Annotated in this window: 13 protein-coding genes; 7 read left to right on the top strand and 6 right to left on the bottom strand. The window is 72.7% G+C overall.

The window, feature by feature from the left end:
• The first annotated feature begins 3 nt into the window (after window positions 1-3).
• Window positions 4-426: a MarR family winged helix-turn-helix transcriptional regulator gene (locus tag ACIRBY_RS20875; protein WP_403902283.1), complete on the top strand. Its 423-nt coding sequence runs from the start codon at window positions 4-6 to the stop codon at window positions 424-426.
• 27 nt (window positions 427-453) lie between these two features.
• On the opposite strand, the gene ACIRBY_RS20870 is transcribed toward ACIRBY_RS20875, so the two are convergent.
• Window positions 454-1137: a hypothetical protein gene (locus tag ACIRBY_RS20870; protein WP_403902282.1), complete on the bottom strand. Its 684-nt coding sequence runs from the start codon at window positions 1135-1137 to the stop codon at window positions 454-456.
• 78 nt (window positions 1138-1215) lie between these two features.
• On the opposite strand from ACIRBY_RS20870, the gene ACIRBY_RS20865 reads away from it, so the two are divergent.
• The gene (locus ACIRBY_RS20865) at window positions 1216-1809 is read left to right on the top strand and encodes a hypothetical protein (protein ID WP_403902280.1); all 594 of its coding nucleotides are present in this window, start codon (window positions 1216-1218) and stop codon (window positions 1807-1809) included.
• Between the two features lie 16 nt (window positions 1810-1825).
• Here the strand turns inward: ACIRBY_RS20865 and ACIRBY_RS20860 are convergent, their stop codons facing one another.
• Window positions 1826-2521, bottom strand: coding sequence for an esterase/lipase family protein (locus tag ACIRBY_RS20860; protein ID WP_403902279.1), 696 nt, complete (start codon window positions 2519-2521; stop codon window positions 1826-1828).
• Window positions 2522-2743: 222 nt separating this feature from the next.
• Here ACIRBY_RS20860 and ACIRBY_RS20855 point away from each other — a divergent pair, with 222 nt between their 5' ends.
• The 4 genes from ACIRBY_RS20855 (at window position 2744) to ACIRBY_RS20840 (ending at window position 7482) form a co-directional block, all read left to right on the top strand.
• Entirely contained in the window at window positions 2744-3781 is a 1038-nt protein-coding gene (locus ACIRBY_RS20855; RefSeq protein ID WP_403902277.1) for a rod shape-determining protein, read from the top strand.
• 263 nt (window positions 3782-4044) lie between these two features.
• Complete coding sequence (locus tag ACIRBY_RS20850) at window positions 4045-5598, top strand: GAF domain-containing protein (protein ID WP_403902275.1); 1554 nt, start codon at window positions 4045-4047, stop codon at window positions 5596-5598.
• A 142-nt stretch (window positions 5599-5740) separates the two neighbouring features.
• The gene (locus tag ACIRBY_RS20845; protein ID WP_403902274.1) at window positions 5741-7093 is read left to right on the top strand and encodes a carboxyl transferase domain-containing protein; all 1353 of its coding nucleotides are present in this window, start codon (window positions 5741-5743) and stop codon (window positions 7091-7093) included.
• Between the two features lie 32 nt (window positions 7094-7125).
• On the top strand, window positions 7126-7482 hold the full coding sequence (locus ACIRBY_RS20840; RefSeq protein ID WP_403902273.1) for a hypothetical protein: 357 nt from the start codon (window positions 7126-7128) through the stop codon (window positions 7480-7482).
• A gap of 206 nt (window positions 7483-7688) precedes the next feature.
• Here ACIRBY_RS20840 and ACIRBY_RS20835 read toward each other — a convergent pair whose 3' ends face one another.
• Window positions 7689-8942 (bottom strand): MFS transporter, encoded by a 1254-nt coding sequence (locus tag ACIRBY_RS20835; RefSeq protein ID WP_403902271.1) that lies wholly within the window; start codon window positions 8940-8942, stop codon window positions 7689-7691.
• A 245-nt stretch (window positions 8943-9187) separates the two neighbouring features.
• Here ACIRBY_RS20835 and ACIRBY_RS20830 point away from each other — a divergent pair, with 245 nt between their 5' ends.
• Window positions 9188-10366, top strand: coding sequence for a glutamate--cysteine ligase (locus tag ACIRBY_RS20830; RefSeq protein WP_403902270.1), 1179 nt, complete (start codon window positions 9188-9190; stop codon window positions 10364-10366).
• A gap of 100 nt (window positions 10367-10466) precedes the next feature.
• Here ACIRBY_RS20830 and ACIRBY_RS20825 read toward each other — a convergent pair whose 3' ends face one another.
• From ACIRBY_RS20825 to ACIRBY_RS20815, 3 genes are all read right to left on the bottom strand, one after another.
• Entirely contained in the window at window positions 10467-12335 is a 1869-nt protein-coding gene (locus ACIRBY_RS20825; protein ID WP_403902268.1) for a protease pro-enzyme activation domain-containing protein, read from the bottom strand.
• A gap of 139 nt (window positions 12336-12474) precedes the next feature.
• The gene (locus tag ACIRBY_RS20820) at window positions 12475-14280 is read right to left on the bottom strand and encodes an ABC transporter ATP-binding protein (RefSeq protein WP_403902266.1); all 1806 of its coding nucleotides are present in this window, start codon (window positions 14278-14280) and stop codon (window positions 12475-12477) included.
• On the bottom strand, window positions 14277-15569 hold the full coding sequence (locus ACIRBY_RS20815; protein WP_403902265.1) for a helix-turn-helix domain-containing protein: 1293 nt from the start codon (window positions 15567-15569) through the stop codon (window positions 14277-14279). Before ACIRBY_RS20815 ends, ACIRBY_RS20820 begins: the two co-directional genes overlap by 4 nt.
• Window positions 15570-15673 lie beyond the last annotated feature (104 nt).

The following is a 15673-nucleotide window of genomic DNA, read 5'->3' as shown; positions in this document are numbered from 1 at the left end:
CCCATGCCCAGTCGTCGCGCAGACCCAGTGACCGTCGAGGTCGTCGAGCTCATCGGCGACGTCGTGGCCCGCTACCACATGGAGTACGAGGAGGCGGCCGCCCGCCACCAGCTCACCGGCGCCCAGGCGAAGGTCCTGACGCTGCTGTCGCTGGAGCCGCTGCCCATGCGCCGCATCGCGCAGAAGCTGCGCTGCGAGCCGTCCAACGTCACCGGCATCATCGACCGGCTGGAGACCCGGGGCCTGGTCGAACGCCGTCCGGACCCGGCCGACCGCCGGGTGAAGCTCGCCGCGCCCACCGCGGAGGGGGCCGAGACGGCGGAGCGGCTGCGCGAGTCGCTGGACTTCGCGCGCGAACCGCTGGCCGGGCTCTCCGCCGAGGAGCGCACGACCCTGCGGGACCTGCTCAAGCGGATGCTGGGCTGAGCCCCGGGGCCCGTCGGCCCGGCCCGCTCAGCAGAAGATCCAGAACACGCAGGTGTCGGTCGGCTGCGGCTTCGGCTTGCCCGGCTTGGTCTTCGTCGGGGTCGGCTGCGCCGTGCCGGAGGTGCCGGCCGACGGCTTCCCCGATCCCGTCGGCCGTACGGTCGCCCCGCCGCCGGAACCTTTCTGCGAAGGGGTCCCCGTCGGAGCGGAGGCGCTCCCGCTCGGCCCCGGCTGCGCCGACCCGCTCGGGCTCGCGCTGGGCCGGGCCGTCTTCGCCGTCCCGCCCGGGGCCTTCGGCAGGGCCGAGGGCGCGGCGGGGGCCTCGCTCGGCAGGGCGTCGGGCTGCTTGGGCCCGTCGTCGGTGAGCACCACCTCGTCGGCCCGGTTGACCCCCTCGTCGTCGCCCACGATCCGGGCCACGGCGATCGAGCCCCCGGTCGCGAGCACCAGCCCCAGGCCGACGGCCAGGGCGGTCCGCCCGCGCCTGCGGCGGGTGGCCGCGCGCTTGCGCGTGCCGGCGCGGCCTCCGTGGGGGGCGGTCAGTACGACGAGCGAGTCCGCGAACACCTCGGCCAGCGCGGGCTGCGGCTCGGGGGCCGGGGCCGGCGCGCCGGGCGTGGCGGGCGCCAGGTACTCGGCCGGGGTCCCGCACCCCGCGCACGCGAGTGCGCCGTTGAGGTGTCTCTGGCAGGCGGGGCAGAAGTAGTTCATGGGGCCCGCAGGCTATGCGGTCCCCGGCAACATAAGCATTCCGGGAGCGTGAGGATCCTGTGTGGAATCGTGGCCTCCATGACCGCGACCCCCCATCGGAGCCGCCCGGGAGCCTTCGGGCCGGGCTCCTTCCAGCTGGTGCTGCTGCGCAGGATGGCGGACTTCCAGCCCGATCTCGCGGAGGCGGCCCGACTGCGGCTGGGCGCCACTCTCGCCGAGCAGCGGGAGGCCAACCGGCGGTGGCAGGCGATGGTCCGCTCCCCCGGGTCGCGCGGGGCGCTGGCCCGCTACCGGTCGGTGCTGGGCCCGCCGGAGTCGGCGGAGCCGCGCCGGATCGGGGACCTGGAGTGCGAGGCGCTGCTGTGGCCGGTGCCGCTCTGGCCGGAGCTGCGGTTCGAGGTGCTGGCGGCGCCGGACGGGGCGGTGTGGAACGAGTGGCTGGTGCGGGCCCCGGGCGCGCGCGGGCCCGTACTGCAGACGGACGCGGACCTGCTGCCCTGGTCGGCGACGGTGGACGAGGTGGCCCGGGCCTTCGCCCCGGCCCGGCCGATGGAGGGCACCGCGCCGACGCGCTGGCGCCTGGCGTTCACCGCGTCGGGGCGGGCCCTGGTGGCGGAGTTCACGTACGGGCTGCTCCAGCGGGTGCGGCCGGCGGGGGAAGCGGGGCCCTAGTGCGTAGGGGCTGTCGTCAGGAGCGGAGGAAGGCGCGGACGCCGGCCGAGGTGGCGTCGTCGCCGAGCAGGTCGTTGTGCTTCAGGCAGCCGACCGGGGTGTTCAGGGCCCCGGAGAGCGGGACGCTGCTGTCGGGGTTGACCACCTCGTCGCAGTCCGACCAGAAGGTCGCGTACTTCACCGCGCCGGGGGTCTCGTCGCCGGAGGCGAGGTTCTTCACCACGTAGGAGCCCGGGGTCATGTCCCGGCAGGCCTGGTCCCACAGGGCGCAGGCCCAGGCGGTGGAGGTGCCGTGGTTGGGGCCGGCCAGCGAGACCCAGTGGTCCACGGCCGCCGTCCCGCCGCCGTACTTGACGTACCAGCGGCTGACGAGGGAGCCGAAGGAGTGCCCCACGAGGTCCACGCGGGCGGCGCCCGTCCGGCGGCGGACCTCGTCGACGTAGGCGGCGAGGCGGCCCGAGAGCACCTCGTTGACGGACTGGTGGGTGTCGTAGCCGAAGGAGAAGAGCTCGGAGTCGGCGTACCCGTCGGCCCGCAGGTCCGCGCGGAGGGAACCCCAGACGCCCGGGTCGGCGTTGTAGCCGTGGACGAACACCACCGGATTGCGGGCCGCGGCGGCCGGGCGGGCGGGCGCGGCCTGGGCCGGGACGGCCGCGAGGAGGGTGAGGCAGAGGGTCAGGAGCGCCAGGAGTCTCTGGCGGGGCGTCAGCATCGGGTCCCCTTTACCTTGTTACGCACGGGTAGCGCGGATGGTGCGCGCATGCTGCTGCCTGTCGGTACAGAAATCCACCCCCGTGCAGCACGTCCGCCCCGTACGACACGCCCCGGCCGGAGCATTCCAGCAGGCGGTATGTCCCCTTAACCCGAGAAGATATGAATTGCGACCGGCGTTCGCCGGTCCCCTTCTGTACCAGCGCTCTCGGGAGGACCTGCCGTGACCGTCAGTCTTGAGCAGTTGCGCCGCTGCCACGTCGCCGTCGACCTGGGGGCCGCGAGGACCCGCGTCTACGTGAAGGGAGCCGGACTGGTCGTCGACGAACCCAGCGTCGCCGCCGTCAACACCCGCACCGGCGCCCTCATCGCCGTCGGCACCTTCGCCGAGCGGATGACGGGCCGCACGCCCGACTACATCCGCGTCGTGCGCCCCGTCTCCGGCGGCACCGTCGTCGACATCGAGATGGCCCAGCGGATGCTGCGTCACCTCCTCGGCGAGAAGCTGCGCCGGGCCCTGCGCCGCAAGCCACGGCTCCGCGCCGCCTGCTGCACCCCGCACGACGCCGATCCGCTGGCCCAGCGCGCGGCCGTGGAGACGATGGTCGGGCTGGGCGCACGGCGCGTCGAACTGGTCGACACCCTGATCGCGGCGGCCGTCGGCTGCGGCCTGCCCGTGGAGCAGCCGACCGCGACGATGATCATGGTGTGCGGGGCGGCGGCCACCCAGATCGCGGTCCTCTCCCTGGGCTCGATCGTCACCGCCGAGCGGATCCCCGTCGGCGGCGAGGCCATCGACCACGCGGTGGTCCAGCACCTGCGCCACGCCCACGCGCTGATGCTGCCGAGCCAGGCCGTCCGGCCCCTCCAGCTCGCCCTGCACGGCAACGGCATCACCCCCGACGGGCCCGCCTCCACCCTGATCCACGGCCGCGACGTGGCCACCGGGCTCGCCCGCTCCGTCCACGTGGACACCGCCGCCGTCCGCGACGCCATCCACACCCCGCTGACGGCCGTCCTCGACGGCATCGGCAAGGTGCTGCGCGACTGCCCGCCGGACCTGGTCGCGGACCTGACGGACCGGGGGATCATGATGGTGGGCGGCAGCGCCCTGCTGCCGGGGCTGGACCAGATGCTGAGGGATTCGACCGGAATGCCCGTGGCCATCGCGGAACGGCCCGACGTGTGCGCCGTCATGGGTCTCGGCGCGATGCTCGAAGGGAAGATCGCCCCGATGGTCCTCAACCCGCTGGCCGAATGAGGCAGGAGCCTGCCGCCGAAGGGACGGGTCCGGGCCCGGTTTCCGAACCGGGGTCCCGCTCCGAACCGGGGTCCCGCTCCGGGTCCGGTACGGGGTCCCGTTCCAGGCCGGGAACGGGGTCCGGTACGGGGTCCGGTACGGGTACGGGTACGGGGTCCGGTGCGGGAACGGGGTCCGGTGCGGGAACGGGGTCCGGTGCGGGAACGGGGTCCGGTGCGGGAACGGGGTCCGGTGCGGGAACGGGGTCCGGTGCGGGCGGGCTGGTGGCCGGTGCGACGCCGTCCGGCCTCCCGGTGCTGCTGGACGCCGTGCTCAGCGTGGGCTCGGAGCCGGAGCTCCAGGCCACCCTCCAGCACGTCGTGGACTCCGCCACCGACCTGTGCGGGGCCCGCTACGGAGCGCTCGGGGTCGTCGACCCCGAGCGCGGCCGGCTCACCCGGCTGTTCACCTCCGGGATGACCGAGGCCGAACGGGCGGCGATCCCCCGGCTGCCCGACGGCCGCAGCGGCGTGCTCGGCGCGCTGATCACCGACCCCCGACCGCTGCGCCTGGACGACCTCGCGCAGGACCCCCGCTCGGTCGGCCTGCCGCCCGGGCACCCGCCCATGCACAGCTTCCTCGGCGTGCCGATCAGGGTGCACACCGAGGTCTTCGGGAACCTCTACCTCACGGAGAAGGCCGGCGGCGGCCCCTTCACCGACGAGGACCTCACCCTGATGCGGGTCCTGGCATCGCAGGCCGGGATAGCGATCGGCAACGCCCGGCTGTTCGAGACCGCCCGCCGCCGGGAGCGCTGGATCGAGGGCGCGGCCGCCGTGACCACCACCCTGCTGGCGGGGCGGCCGGCGGCCGACGCCCTGATGTGCGTCGCCGAACGGGCCCGGCTGCTGGCGGACGCGGCGGCCGGCGTGGTGCTCCAGCCGACGCCGGAGGGCGGCATGGAGATCGTGGCCGCCTCCACGCACGGGAACCCCGGCGACCTGATCGGCACCACCATCGCGCCGGGTTCGCCGGTGCTCGTGCAGCTGCTGGGCGGGGAACCCGTCTTCATAGAGGACTCGGCGACCGACCCCCGGATGACCACGCACGTCCGCGAGCGGTTCGGGCCGAGCATGATGCTCCCCCTCCAGAGCGGCGGCCAGCTGATCGGCACCCTCGCCCTGCCCAGGGCCCGGGGCGGGCGCCCGTACGACGCCGTCGACCGGCTGCTGGCCTCGCAGTTCGCCTCGCAGGCGGCGCTGGCGCTCGTCCTGGCGGACGCGCAGCACGACCGCGAGCAGCTCGCCGTCTACGAGGACCGCGACCGCATCGCGCGCGACCTGCACGACCTGGTGGTCCAGCGGCTGTTCGCGACGGAGATGATGCTGGAGAGCACCCGGCGCCGGTCCTCGAACGCGCCGGCGGGGGACGTGGCGGACGTGGGCGACGAGCTGAGCCGGGCCGTGGACGAGCTCGACTCCACCATCCAGGAGGTCCGCACGGCCATCTTCGCCCTCCAGCAGCCCCCGACCGACGCCCCGACGACCTTCCGGGGACGGGTGCTGCGGGAAACCGGCGGAGCCGCCGTCCTGCTGGGCTTCCAGCCGTCGGTCCACTTCGCGGGCGCGGTCGACGCGCTGCTCCCGGACCGGGTGACGGACGCCCTCCTGGCCACCCTCCGCAGCGCCCTGGCGGCGGCCCACCGCCGCAGCGGGGTCACGGCGATCGCGGTCGAGGTGGACGCCACCCCGTCCCGCGTCCGCCTCACGGTCTCGGACGACGGCCACACGGACGCGGGCTCCCGGGGAACGACGGTGACGTGGGAGTCGGGGCTGTAGCCGGGGGCGCGGTCCCGCCGGGTCGGCGCGCGACGGCGGACCGCCCCGCGCCGGAACCCGGCCGCCCCTGCCCCGCGCGCGGGCGATGGCGGGCCTCCGCCACGGCCCCCCGTACGCCGCCCCCACCGCCTACCCTGGCCGCGTGACGACCCGTCTCTCGGCCCGTGCCGCCATCGCCGCCCTGACCGACCCCGGGAGCTTCGCCGAGCTTCCCGTGCCCGCCGCGGAGTACTCCGACGACGACGGGCCGCTCGGCTGGGCCGGGTACGACGCCTCGCGGGCCCGGGCCGGGGCGCGGACCGGGGAGCGGGAGTCCGTCGTCACCGGGACCGCCCGCGTCGGCGGGCACGAAGCCGCCCTCGTCTCCTTCGAGTTCGGGTTCCTCGGGGGCAGCCTCGGCCGGCGTACGGGCGACCGGCTGGAGGCGGCGTACGCGCACGCCCGCGAGCGCCGTCTGCCGCTGGTTTCCCTGATCGCCACGGGCGGTTCCCGCATGCAGGAGGGGATGCTCGCGCTGGCGCAGCTCCAGCGCGTGGCCCGCCAGTGCGTGCTGACCCGGGCCGCCGGGCTGCCGCAGATCGCGGTGCTGCGCGACCCCACCACCGGCGGCGGGTGGGCCACCCTCGGGGCGGGGGCCGACGTGGTGCTGGCGCTGCCCGGGGCGCAGGTCGGCTTCGCCGGGTCCCGGGTGCGGCCGGCCGACGCCGATCCGGCGGCTTACACCGCCGAGGGGCAGTACGGCGCCGGGCACGTCGACGCCGTGGTCCCCGCGGCGGAGCTGCCCTCCGCGGTCGGGGACTGGCTGCGGGTGCTGGGTGCGCCCCGGGCCGGCGCCCCCGTCGAGCCCCCGGCCGCGCTGGGCGCCGTCACGCCCCCGCTGACCGGCTGGGACGCCGTCCGGCAGGCCCGGCGCCCCGAGCGCCCCCGGGCGCAGGCGTACCTGGACGCGTACTTCGGGCTGCGGCTGCCGCTGCGCGGGGACCGGGCCGGGGCCTTCGACGCCGGGATGCTGTGCGGGTTCGGACTGCGGGAGGGGCGGGCGGTGGCGTACGCGGCCCAGTGCGGCACCGCGACCCGCCCGGCGGGCTACCGTACGGCGGCCCGTGTGATCCGCCTGGCGGACCGGCTCGGCGTCCCGGTCCTCACCCTGGTCGACACCCCGGGCGCGGCCAACGACGCCGCCGCCGAACACGCGGGCGCCGGCCCGGCCATCGCGGACTGCTTCGCGGCGGTCGCGGCGGCGACCGTCCCGGTGACGACCCTGCTGATCGGCGAGGGCGGCTCGGGCGGGGCGCTCGCCCTGGCCGCGCCGGGCAACACCTGGGTGACCCCGGACAGCTACTTCTCGGTGATCGCCCCCGAGCTGGCGGCGGCCATCCTCAAGCGCCCCGCCGAGGAGGCCCCAGCCACGGCGGACCAGCTCCGCATCCGCCCCCAGGACCTGGTCGACCTCGGCGTGGCCCGGGGCGTCGTCGGTCCGGAGGGCCGCGCGTAGGACGGACCGCGGGGCCCTGGGAGACTGACGCCATGGCACATGACCGAGGCGCCGCCGCGAAGATGTCCGACCTCTTCGACCCCGGCCCCGGCCGGTGGGGCCTGCGCGGCGATCCCCACGTCTGGCAGGCGCTCCGCGAGGCCCTGTCCGGTACGGAGGTCCCGCCGTCGGCCGAGGCGGTCGCGGGCCTCCTGCGGGCGACGTTCGAAGAGCTGGTGGAGGTCGACCTCCACGGCGAGCCGGCGCCCCACGTCTACCGGGAGCGGTACGCCCACGGCGGGATGTCCGGCGGCATGGTCCATCTCGACACGTGGCGGCAGCGGTTGCTGCCGCTGCTCGTGGAGCGTGCCGGCAGGCCCCGGGACCCGCGGATGCTCCTGGCCCGCTGACGGCCCGGCGCACCCGCCGCCGGGCCGCGCCGGGCCGCCGCGCCCCCGCTACCCCCGACGCCCCGGAAGCCGTACGTCCAGCCGGTACAGCCGGGTGATCTGCTGCGGCAGCTCGTTGTCGTCGCTGGCCAGCGGCAGCCGCACGCGGCCCGCGCCGTCGTGGCCGAACCCGCCGACTCCCGTTCACACGGGGCGCCCCGGCCCCCCTACGCCTGCGGCGACCGCGAGTCGTACCGGGCGAAGGACCGCCACCGCGCGGCCAGCAGCCCCAGGACGGCCACGCACGCGAGGCCGCCGCCGGTGACGGCGACGGTCGGGGAGGCGAGGTCGCCCACCGTTCCGGCCAGGAAGTCGCCGAGGCGGGGTCCGCCCGCGACGACCACGATGAACACGCCCTGGAGCCGGCCCCGCATCCCGTCCGGGGTCGCGGTCTGCATCATCGTGGAGCGGAACACCATCGAGATGGTGTCGGCGCACCCGGCCAGCGCGAGGAAGAGCAGCCCGAGCCAGAGGTTGCGGGTCAGCCCGAACACGGCGATGGCCAGCCCCCACGCGGCGACGGACAGCAGGATCGCCAGCCCGTGCCGCCGGATCCGCCCCTGCCAGCCGGAGAACAGCCCGCCGAGCAGGGCGCCCACGGCGGGGGCGGCGACCAGCAGGCCGACGGTCTTGGCGTCGCCGCCGTACCAGAGGACGGCGATGGCCGGGAACAGCGCCTTCGGCTGCGCGAAGATCATCGCGGCCATGTCGGAGAAGAAGGTCATCCGGATGTTGGGGGTGGTCCCGAGGAAGCGCAGCCCGTCCATCACCGACGCCCGCCCCTTGCGCCCCTCGGGCAGCATCGCGGGCAGCCGCCACATCGCGTAGAGGGCGGCCACGAAGGTCACGACGTCGATCAGGTACGCCGCCTGGTAGCCCCACCAGCCGACGATCAGGCCGCCCAGCACCGGGCCGAGCATGGTGCCGGAGGTCATGGTGACGGAGCCCAGCGCGTTCGCGGCGGGGAGCTGCTCGGGCGGCAGCAGCTTCGGGATCATGGCCGAGCGGGCCGGCCCGTTCAGCGCCCCGCAGACGGCCTGGAGGGCGACGACGGTGTAGAGCAGCCAGACGCGGTGGTAGTCGAGCAGGGCCGCGGCCGCCAGGCCGGCGGACAGGACGGTGAGCCCGATCTGGCTGTGGAGGCCGAGCTTGCGCCGGTCCACGGTGTCGGCGATGGCGCCGCCGTACAGGCCGAAGGCGACGAGCGGGACGAGGGAGAAGAGGCCGACCAGCCCGACGGAGAAGCTGGAGCCGGTGATCTCGTACACCTGGAGCGAGATCGCCAGGGCCGTCATGGCCTGGCCCATCCAGGAGATGGTGCCGCCCACCCACAGCCGTCTGTAGTGGGCGGAGGTGCGCAGGGGCGTCAGGTCGGCGAGTATGCGCCGCTTCGGTCGGGTCGGGGAGGCGGTACCGGTCACACGGGATGGTAACCGGACCTTTCTAGGGCGCTCCTGGAGCCCGGAGGGCGTTCATACGGGCATCACGCGCGCGCAACGCGCGACCGCACACCCGCACCGCGCGACCCATCCGGACCGGTGGTTTCAGTACGCGATCGGTCTTGCCGCTAACTCGCCATTATCGCCTGACATTTGACCGGATCGGCGTTGCGTCCCGGCCGCCTGTTCGGCTCATGATGAAAGACTCGTATGTCCAGGGAGGCGTAGTGATCGATCCTGGCAACAGCACCACGAGCACCAGTGACACCGGCCCCGCGGGCCACGGCCTGCGCACCGCGAGCGGTGTCACCACCCCCCTCACGGTCGGGGTCGAGGAAGAGTTCCTGCTCGTCGACGACCGCACCCTGCGGGTCGTCCCGGCCGCGCCGCTCGTCCTCGCCACCGCGGCCGGACTCCCCCAGCAGCTGCACCCCGAGGGGACCCGGTACCAGGTGGAGATCTCCACCCCGGTCGCCGACTCGGCGACCGGTCTGCGCGAGGAGCTCGCCGCCCTGCGGCGGACCCTCGCCGCGGCGGCCCGCGAGCACGGCTGCCGCCTGCTGGCCGCGCCCTCGCCCGTCGTGGCCGTCGAAGGTCCGCTGCACCTGACCGACGACGAGCCGCGCCAGCGCGAGCAGCACCGCCGCTTCGGCGCGCTGACCGACACCCTGGTCAGCTGCGGCCGTCACATCCACATCGGCACCCTCGACGTGGACACGGCGGTGGCGGTGTCCAACCGGGTCCGGCCCTGGCTGCCCACGCTGATCGCGCTGGCGGCCAACTCCCCCTTCTGGAACGGCCGCGACACCGGCCACTCCAGCTGGCGGGCGATGGCCTGGGCGGGCTGGCCCTCGGCGGGCCCGCCCCCGCACTTCCCGTCCACGGCCGATTTCCGGCGCTCGGTGCAGACCCTGCTCGGCTCCGGGGCCGCCCTGGACACCAAGATGGTCTACTGGGACCTCCGCCCCTCCGGGAACTGGCCCACGCTCGAGATCCGGGCGCCCGACATGTCCCCGGACATCGACACGGCCGTGCTCCAGGCGGAGCTGGGCCGCGCCCTGGTCTCCTCGGCGCTGCGCGACATCGCGGAGCAGCGACCCGAACCTCCCGTACGGGACGAGGTACTGCGCCTCGCGCGGTGGCGGGCGGCGCACGACGGCCTGGAGGGCTTCGGCCTGGACCCGTACACGGGCGCCGAGCTCCCGGCGGCCGACCTGGCGGAGGCCCTGCTCGACCTGGTCGCCCCGGACCTGGCCGCCGCCGGCGACCTGGACCACGCGGCGAAGACCCTGGGCGGGCTGCTGCGCGACGGCTCGGGCGCGGCCCGCCAGCGCGCGGCGTACGCCCGCCGCCAGGACCTGTCGGACGTCCTGCGCCACTTGGTGGAGGAGACGGAGAACGCCTGAGTCCTCCCGGAGGACCGAAAGGCCGCAGGCGCAGACCTCTCCGCCTGCGGCCGGTCCTGCCGCCCGGAAGCCGACACCGTGGTGCGGGGCGACGGGGTCGCTACAGCGGCGGACGGAGGTAGGCGCCGATGTACGCGGCGCCCGGCGACCCCAGGCCGGTGGTGTTGTCGAACCCCTTCGTCGCCCGGAGGCGGGCCGCGCCTTCGCCGTTCCTTCCGGTGGTCGCGAGGTAGGTCGACCACGGGCCTGTCTCGTTGGCCTGGTCCTCGTAACGGTTCACGGTCCAGGCCACGGGGTGATCCGCGCCCAGAGGGGTGTCCGTGACGTCGGTGATCGCGCCCGACCCGTGCAGAAGGTACAGGGCCGGGTTCGCGAAGCCCAGAGCCCGCCCGCCGCCGGCCTGCTGCACCAGAGCCTGCATCCCGGCGAACAGCGGGCAGGACAGGCTCGTACCGCCCGAGCGCCGTTCGCCGTAGTGCAGGTCCTTGCCGTCGGCCGTGGCGGTGGTTTCACCCACGAGCATGCCCGTCAGCGGATCGGCCACCAGCGCGATGTCGGGAACGACGCGCATGGCACGCTTCCCGGTCGCGCCTCCGGGGAGCGCCCTGCTCAGCGCTTCCGGCACGACCGGGGCCTGGTACCAGGGCTGTTCGTACATGATGCTGGTCCCGCCTCCCGTTCCCGCGACCCAGTCCCGCGGGTAGTCGCCCGGTGGAACGTCCCTCCATGTCCTGGCGTCGGCTCTGGCGGCGACACGGTACTGGCCCCAGCTCGTCTCGTGGGCGTAGGCACCGTTGGCACCCACGCTCAGGGAGGTACCGCCCACGGCGGTGACCAGGGGATCCGAGGCGGGGTAGTCCACCTGGAGCCGCCGGGACCCGCTGGCCCGCCCGGGACCGGTCGACGGATCCTCGTAGCCGGCGTCTCCGGACGCGACGTAGAAGCCGATCCCTTCGATCGCCCCCTGTTCGAAGACGCTGTGTGAGATGAGGCGTTCCTGCACCCCGTAGCCGTCCGTCGTCTCGCCCCACGAACAGCTGACGACGTCCGCCAGACGCAGGTCGACCACCTTCAGGAGGGCTTCGTTGAATGCGCTCGGGGTGCAGTTGCGCGCACCGACGTACACGATGTCCGCCTCCGGCGCCATCCCGTGCACGGCTTGGACGTCCTTCGTCTGCTCCCCGTACCAGGTGTTCGCGGAACAGCTGTCCAGCTGGTCCCAGACCTGGCTGTTGACCTCCCGGTACTGGCCCGGGCGCAGCGGTTCGCCGTGATCGTGCGAGTACCGCTCCAGGTCGGCCGCCATGGTGGGTGAGGTGTAGGCGTTGACGACGGCGATGGTGACGCCCTTGCCCGTCAGTCCGGGGTCGCGCACTCCGTAGGCTTCCCGGAGCTGCTCGGGTGTGTAGCCGCAGGGAGCCCAGGACACCACACGGCCGTCGGCTCCGGTGAACCCGCTGGGCTCCTCCTTGCCCACGGGACTGCACGGTCCTGGCGCACTGGGCTGAGGGCCCGGGGCCGGGAGTTCCGCAACGGCCGGGTGAGCCGTGTTCAGTCGGTCGAGTCCGGTCACCGTCAGGACGGCGGAGGCGAGCTCGTGCGGGATCGTGGGCGTCCGCGCGGGTGCGGTACCGCTCCGCCCGTGATCGTCGTAGGTGTGGAAGGGCACGGCGAGCGCCTTCTCCATCGCGCCCACCGGCCCTGAGACGCTGATGTAGTGAGCGGTCGTCTCCGTGGTCTTCAGCCCGTTCTTCCCGGCCCAGGCAGCCACCTGCTGCGACTGCAGGGCGGAAGGGCCGAAGCGTTCTTGGAATTCCGCCGGTGTGAGGAAGTGCCGGTAGAGGGGGTCGCGCGGCGTGGAAACCGCCTGGGCATAACGGGTGGCGGCCTCCGGGTCGCGCCCCGCCAGCCAGATCCGTGCTTCGACGGGCCCCTCCTCGGCCGCCTCCCCGCGGTCGGAGCCGGACATGGCCCAGGCGGGCCTTGCGATCGGCAAGGGAGTCCGCGCTTCCCCCGAGCCGACCAACCCCCCTGGTGCCAGGACGACCGTGCCAGTGACCAGCGGCAGGGCGATCGCACCGGCGAGGCCTGCCCGCTTCCGCCATCGGTTACGCATGTCGGCCGGCCTCCATGGGCTCGAGCTGGTTCTCGTCGGCGCGGGAGCCCCGCAGGAACATCGACGCATAGGTGCGTCCGAGGAGGAGGAGCTCATCGTGGCTGCCGCGCTCGGAGATCCTGCCGCCCTCGAGCACGACGATCTCGTCGGCGTCCCGCGTGGTGGAGAGGCGGTGCGCAATGGTGATCACCGTGCGCCCTGCCGCGAGAGTGTCCAGGGCCCGCTGGACCGACAGCTCGGTCTGGCTGTCCAGTGCACTGGTCGCCTCGTCCAGCACCAGGACGGGCGGGTTGCGGAGCAGGGTCCTGGCTATGGCTATCCGCTGGCGCTCCCCGCCCGACATGCGCAGCCCTCGCTGGCCGACGACCGTGTCGTATCCATCGGGAAGCCCCTCGATCAGATGATGGATCTGTGCGGCCTTGGCCGCTTCGACGAGCTCCTGGTCGGTGGCCTCCGGTTTGGCGAAGCGGAGGTTCTCGGCGATCGACGCGTGGAACAGGTAGGTCTCCTGGGACACGACTCCGATGCTCGAAGTGAGCGTGTGCGAGGCGAGCTTCCTCAGGTCGACACCATCGAGGGTGATGCGGCCGCCGGTGACGTCGTACAGCCTCGCGACGAGATAGCCGATGGTGGTCTTCCCGGCGCCCGTCTCGCCGACCACGGCCAGGCTGCCGCCCGCGGGGACGGTTATGTCGATTCCGCTCAGCGTCGGCGTGTCACCGTAGGAGAAGTCGACGTCCTCGAAACGGATGTGGCCCTCTACCTCCGCCAGTCGGACAGGCTCTTCCGGCTCGGCGATCGTCTTGGGGAGGTCCAGATACTCGAAGACGCGCTCGAAGAGGGCCAGGGATCCCTGAAGGGCCACACCGACACCCAGCAATGACAGGGTCGGACCGAAGAGCCCCTGCTGAAGGGAGACGAAGGCAATCAGCGTGCCGAGCGAAATGGCTGCGTGGCCCTGGGCCGCGGTCATCCCGCTCGACCAGTAGATCAGGACCGGCATCAACGACATGACCGTTTGAATGACCGACTGGCGCCATCGTCCCGCCATGCTGGACTGCACCTGCAGGTCGCAGAGGGCTCGCGATTCGGCGATGAAATCCTCGGACAGCTCCTTGGACCGGCCCATGGTGCGGCTGAGCAGGATGCCGCTCACCGACAGTCGCTCTTCGACCATCGCCGACATGGAAGCCATCTGCCGCTGCCGCTGCCGGATGAAGACGCGCCGGAGTTCACCCACTCGCCGACTGATCATGACGAACAGGGGAAGCACGGAGAACGACAACAGGGCCAGGCGCCAGTCCATGATCAGAAGAGCGATGGAGCTCGCGAGGACGGTCGTCAGGCTGGAGACCAGCGAACTGACGGTCGAGGTCACCGTCGCTTGCATGGCGCCGATGTCGTTCGCGATCCGCGACTGGACCTCACCGGTGCGCGTCCTGGTGAAGAACGCGAGCGGGAGTTCCTGCAGGTGCGCATATATCTGCGACCGCAGATCGTGCATGACACGCTGGCCGACCGAGGTCGAGATGTAGGACTCCAGAACGGATATCACACTACCCGTGACAGAGGCCAGCGACATTCCGAGCGCGAGCGCCGAAAGCAGCCCCGTACGCCCCTGAGGAAGGGCCGTGTCGAAAAGCTCCCGCACCATGATCGGAACCGTCAGCGCAATGAGGGACGCACTGGCGATGAGAATGACGACGACGAAGAGCCGCCCTCGGTAGGGCCGGAAAAGACGGACGATGCGGCGCACTGGGGCCCGGGTAGGCTTTTCCAGGAGGAAATCCTGCCTCATCCGCCTACCCCACCTTCCAGTTCATTTGCGTACCACCAGATCAGCTTGTTTATGCCATACGTTCCGGGCACCTCCTCCTCGAGGAGATGCATTTCGACAAGCCATTCAAGGGAGTCGGCGATTCCATCCACGCTCGGCCTTCCCTCGGGAAATAGCTCCACCACGCGACCGAATTCGAAATGAGCAGCACCCAGCCGGGCCAGACGCACGAAGACCTCAGCCACCAGCGGCGGAAGGTTGCGATAGGACCAGGAAAGGAGGGCCCGCACGCTGGAATGCGGATCGCCGGGAGCATCGAAGGCGCTGAGTGGCGTCTTTCTGGACACGAGCCGGGCGGCGAAGCCCGTCCGGCAGATGCACTGCCGGCGCCGGACGCGTTCGGCCACGAGTCGAATGGCCAACGGGCTGCCGTCGCAGAAGGCCAGCAACGCGTCGACCTCGTCGCGGCAGTGGGAACCTACCGCTCCGGCCAGCGACTCGAACAGCTCGAAGGCTTCCCTCCCGGGCAGGTAGCCGACGCGGTGGCGGTGCACGCCGTTGCGTACCACCAGTCCGGTCATGGCGTTCCTGCTGGTGATGACGACGCGGCAGTTCGGCGCGCCGGTCAGCAGCGGACGCACCTGCTCCACCGTGGCGGCGTTGTCGAGGACGATCAGCGACCTGCGGTCGGCGAGCGACGCGCGGAACATGGCCGAGCATTCCTCAAGAGTCAGCGGAATCTGATGATCCGGGACACCGTTGGCTCGCAGGAGCCTGCGGAGCGCATGCTCAGGACTCAGAGCCGGCCTCGCATCGAATCCACGTAAATCCACATACAGGACTTCACCGGAAAAACTCGCCGCCCGGTCATGCGCCCAGCGCAGCGCAACCGCCGTTTTACCCACTCCGGGGCCGCCGGACAAAAGAGTGACGGCAGCCCCTCCATCGCAATCACCGAGGCGCGTGTCCAGCCAGTCCAGCACGTCACGGCGCCCCACGAAGCCAGCCGGCTCCGGCGGCAGGTGAACGAGACCGGGCTTCGTTCCGTTGTGGCACCTCTCGGGGCCGTGGAAGCGGTCACGTGAACGGCGACTTCGCACCTGAGGCGGCATGTAGACCGATCCGATCAGTTCGGCGGTGGCGTTTTCACTGAGCCCCATGCCTTCGGCCACGAGCTTGAGCGACTGGCGGTAGGGTCGGCGCGTAGAGCCGCGCTCGATATCACGAATCGCCCGGACGCTCAAACCAGAATTTTCTGCCAACTGTTCCTGAGTAAGCCCCGATTCCACACGTAGCCGCTTGATATCCATGCCTATATCCCCCATGAATATGCACGCTACACGGGCCCCTTCATCTGAATGGTCAATTTCAGGCAAAGCTGCTGGTGGGTGGCGTGGAGCGGTTCGGCGGGTCT

This window comes from Streptomyces sp. NPDC096136 (assembly GCF_044763325.1).
GTDB lineage: Bacteria > Actinomycetota > Actinomycetes > Streptomycetales > Streptomycetaceae > Streptomyces.
The sequence above is the reverse complement of the archived record's forward strand: the minus strand, read 5'-3'. Positions and strand labels throughout refer to the sequence as shown.

Coding starts and splice junctions, on each gene's coding strand:
- ACIRBY_RS20875 (WP_403902283.1), top strand. CDS start 4: ATGCCCAGTCGTCGCGCAGACCCAGTGACCGTCGAGGTCGTCGAGCTC.
- ACIRBY_RS20870 (WP_403902282.1), bottom strand. CDS start 1,137: ATGAACTACTTCTGCCCCGCCTGCCAGAGACACCTCAACGGCGCACTC.
- ACIRBY_RS20865 (WP_403902280.1), top strand. CDS start 1,216: ATGACCGCGACCCCCCATCGGAGCCGCCCGGGAGCCTTCGGGCCGGGC.
- ACIRBY_RS20860 (WP_403902279.1), bottom strand. CDS start 2,521: ATGCTGACGCCCCGCCAGAGACTCCTGGCGCTCCTGACCCTCTGCCTC.
- ACIRBY_RS20840 (WP_403902273.1), top strand. CDS start 7,126: ATGGCACATGACCGAGGCGCCGCCGCGAAGATGTCCGACCTCTTCGAC.
- ACIRBY_RS20825 (WP_403902268.1), bottom strand. CDS start 12,335: ATGTCCGGCTCCGACCGCGGGGAGGCGGCCGAGGAGGGGCCCGTCGAA.
- ACIRBY_RS20820 (WP_403902266.1), bottom strand. CDS start 14,280: ATGAGGCAGGATTTCCTCCTGGAAAAGCCTACCCGGGCCCCAGTGCGC.
- ACIRBY_RS20815 (WP_403902265.1), bottom strand. CDS start 15,569: ATGGATATCAAGCGGCTACGTGTGGAATCGGGGCTTACTCAGGAACAG.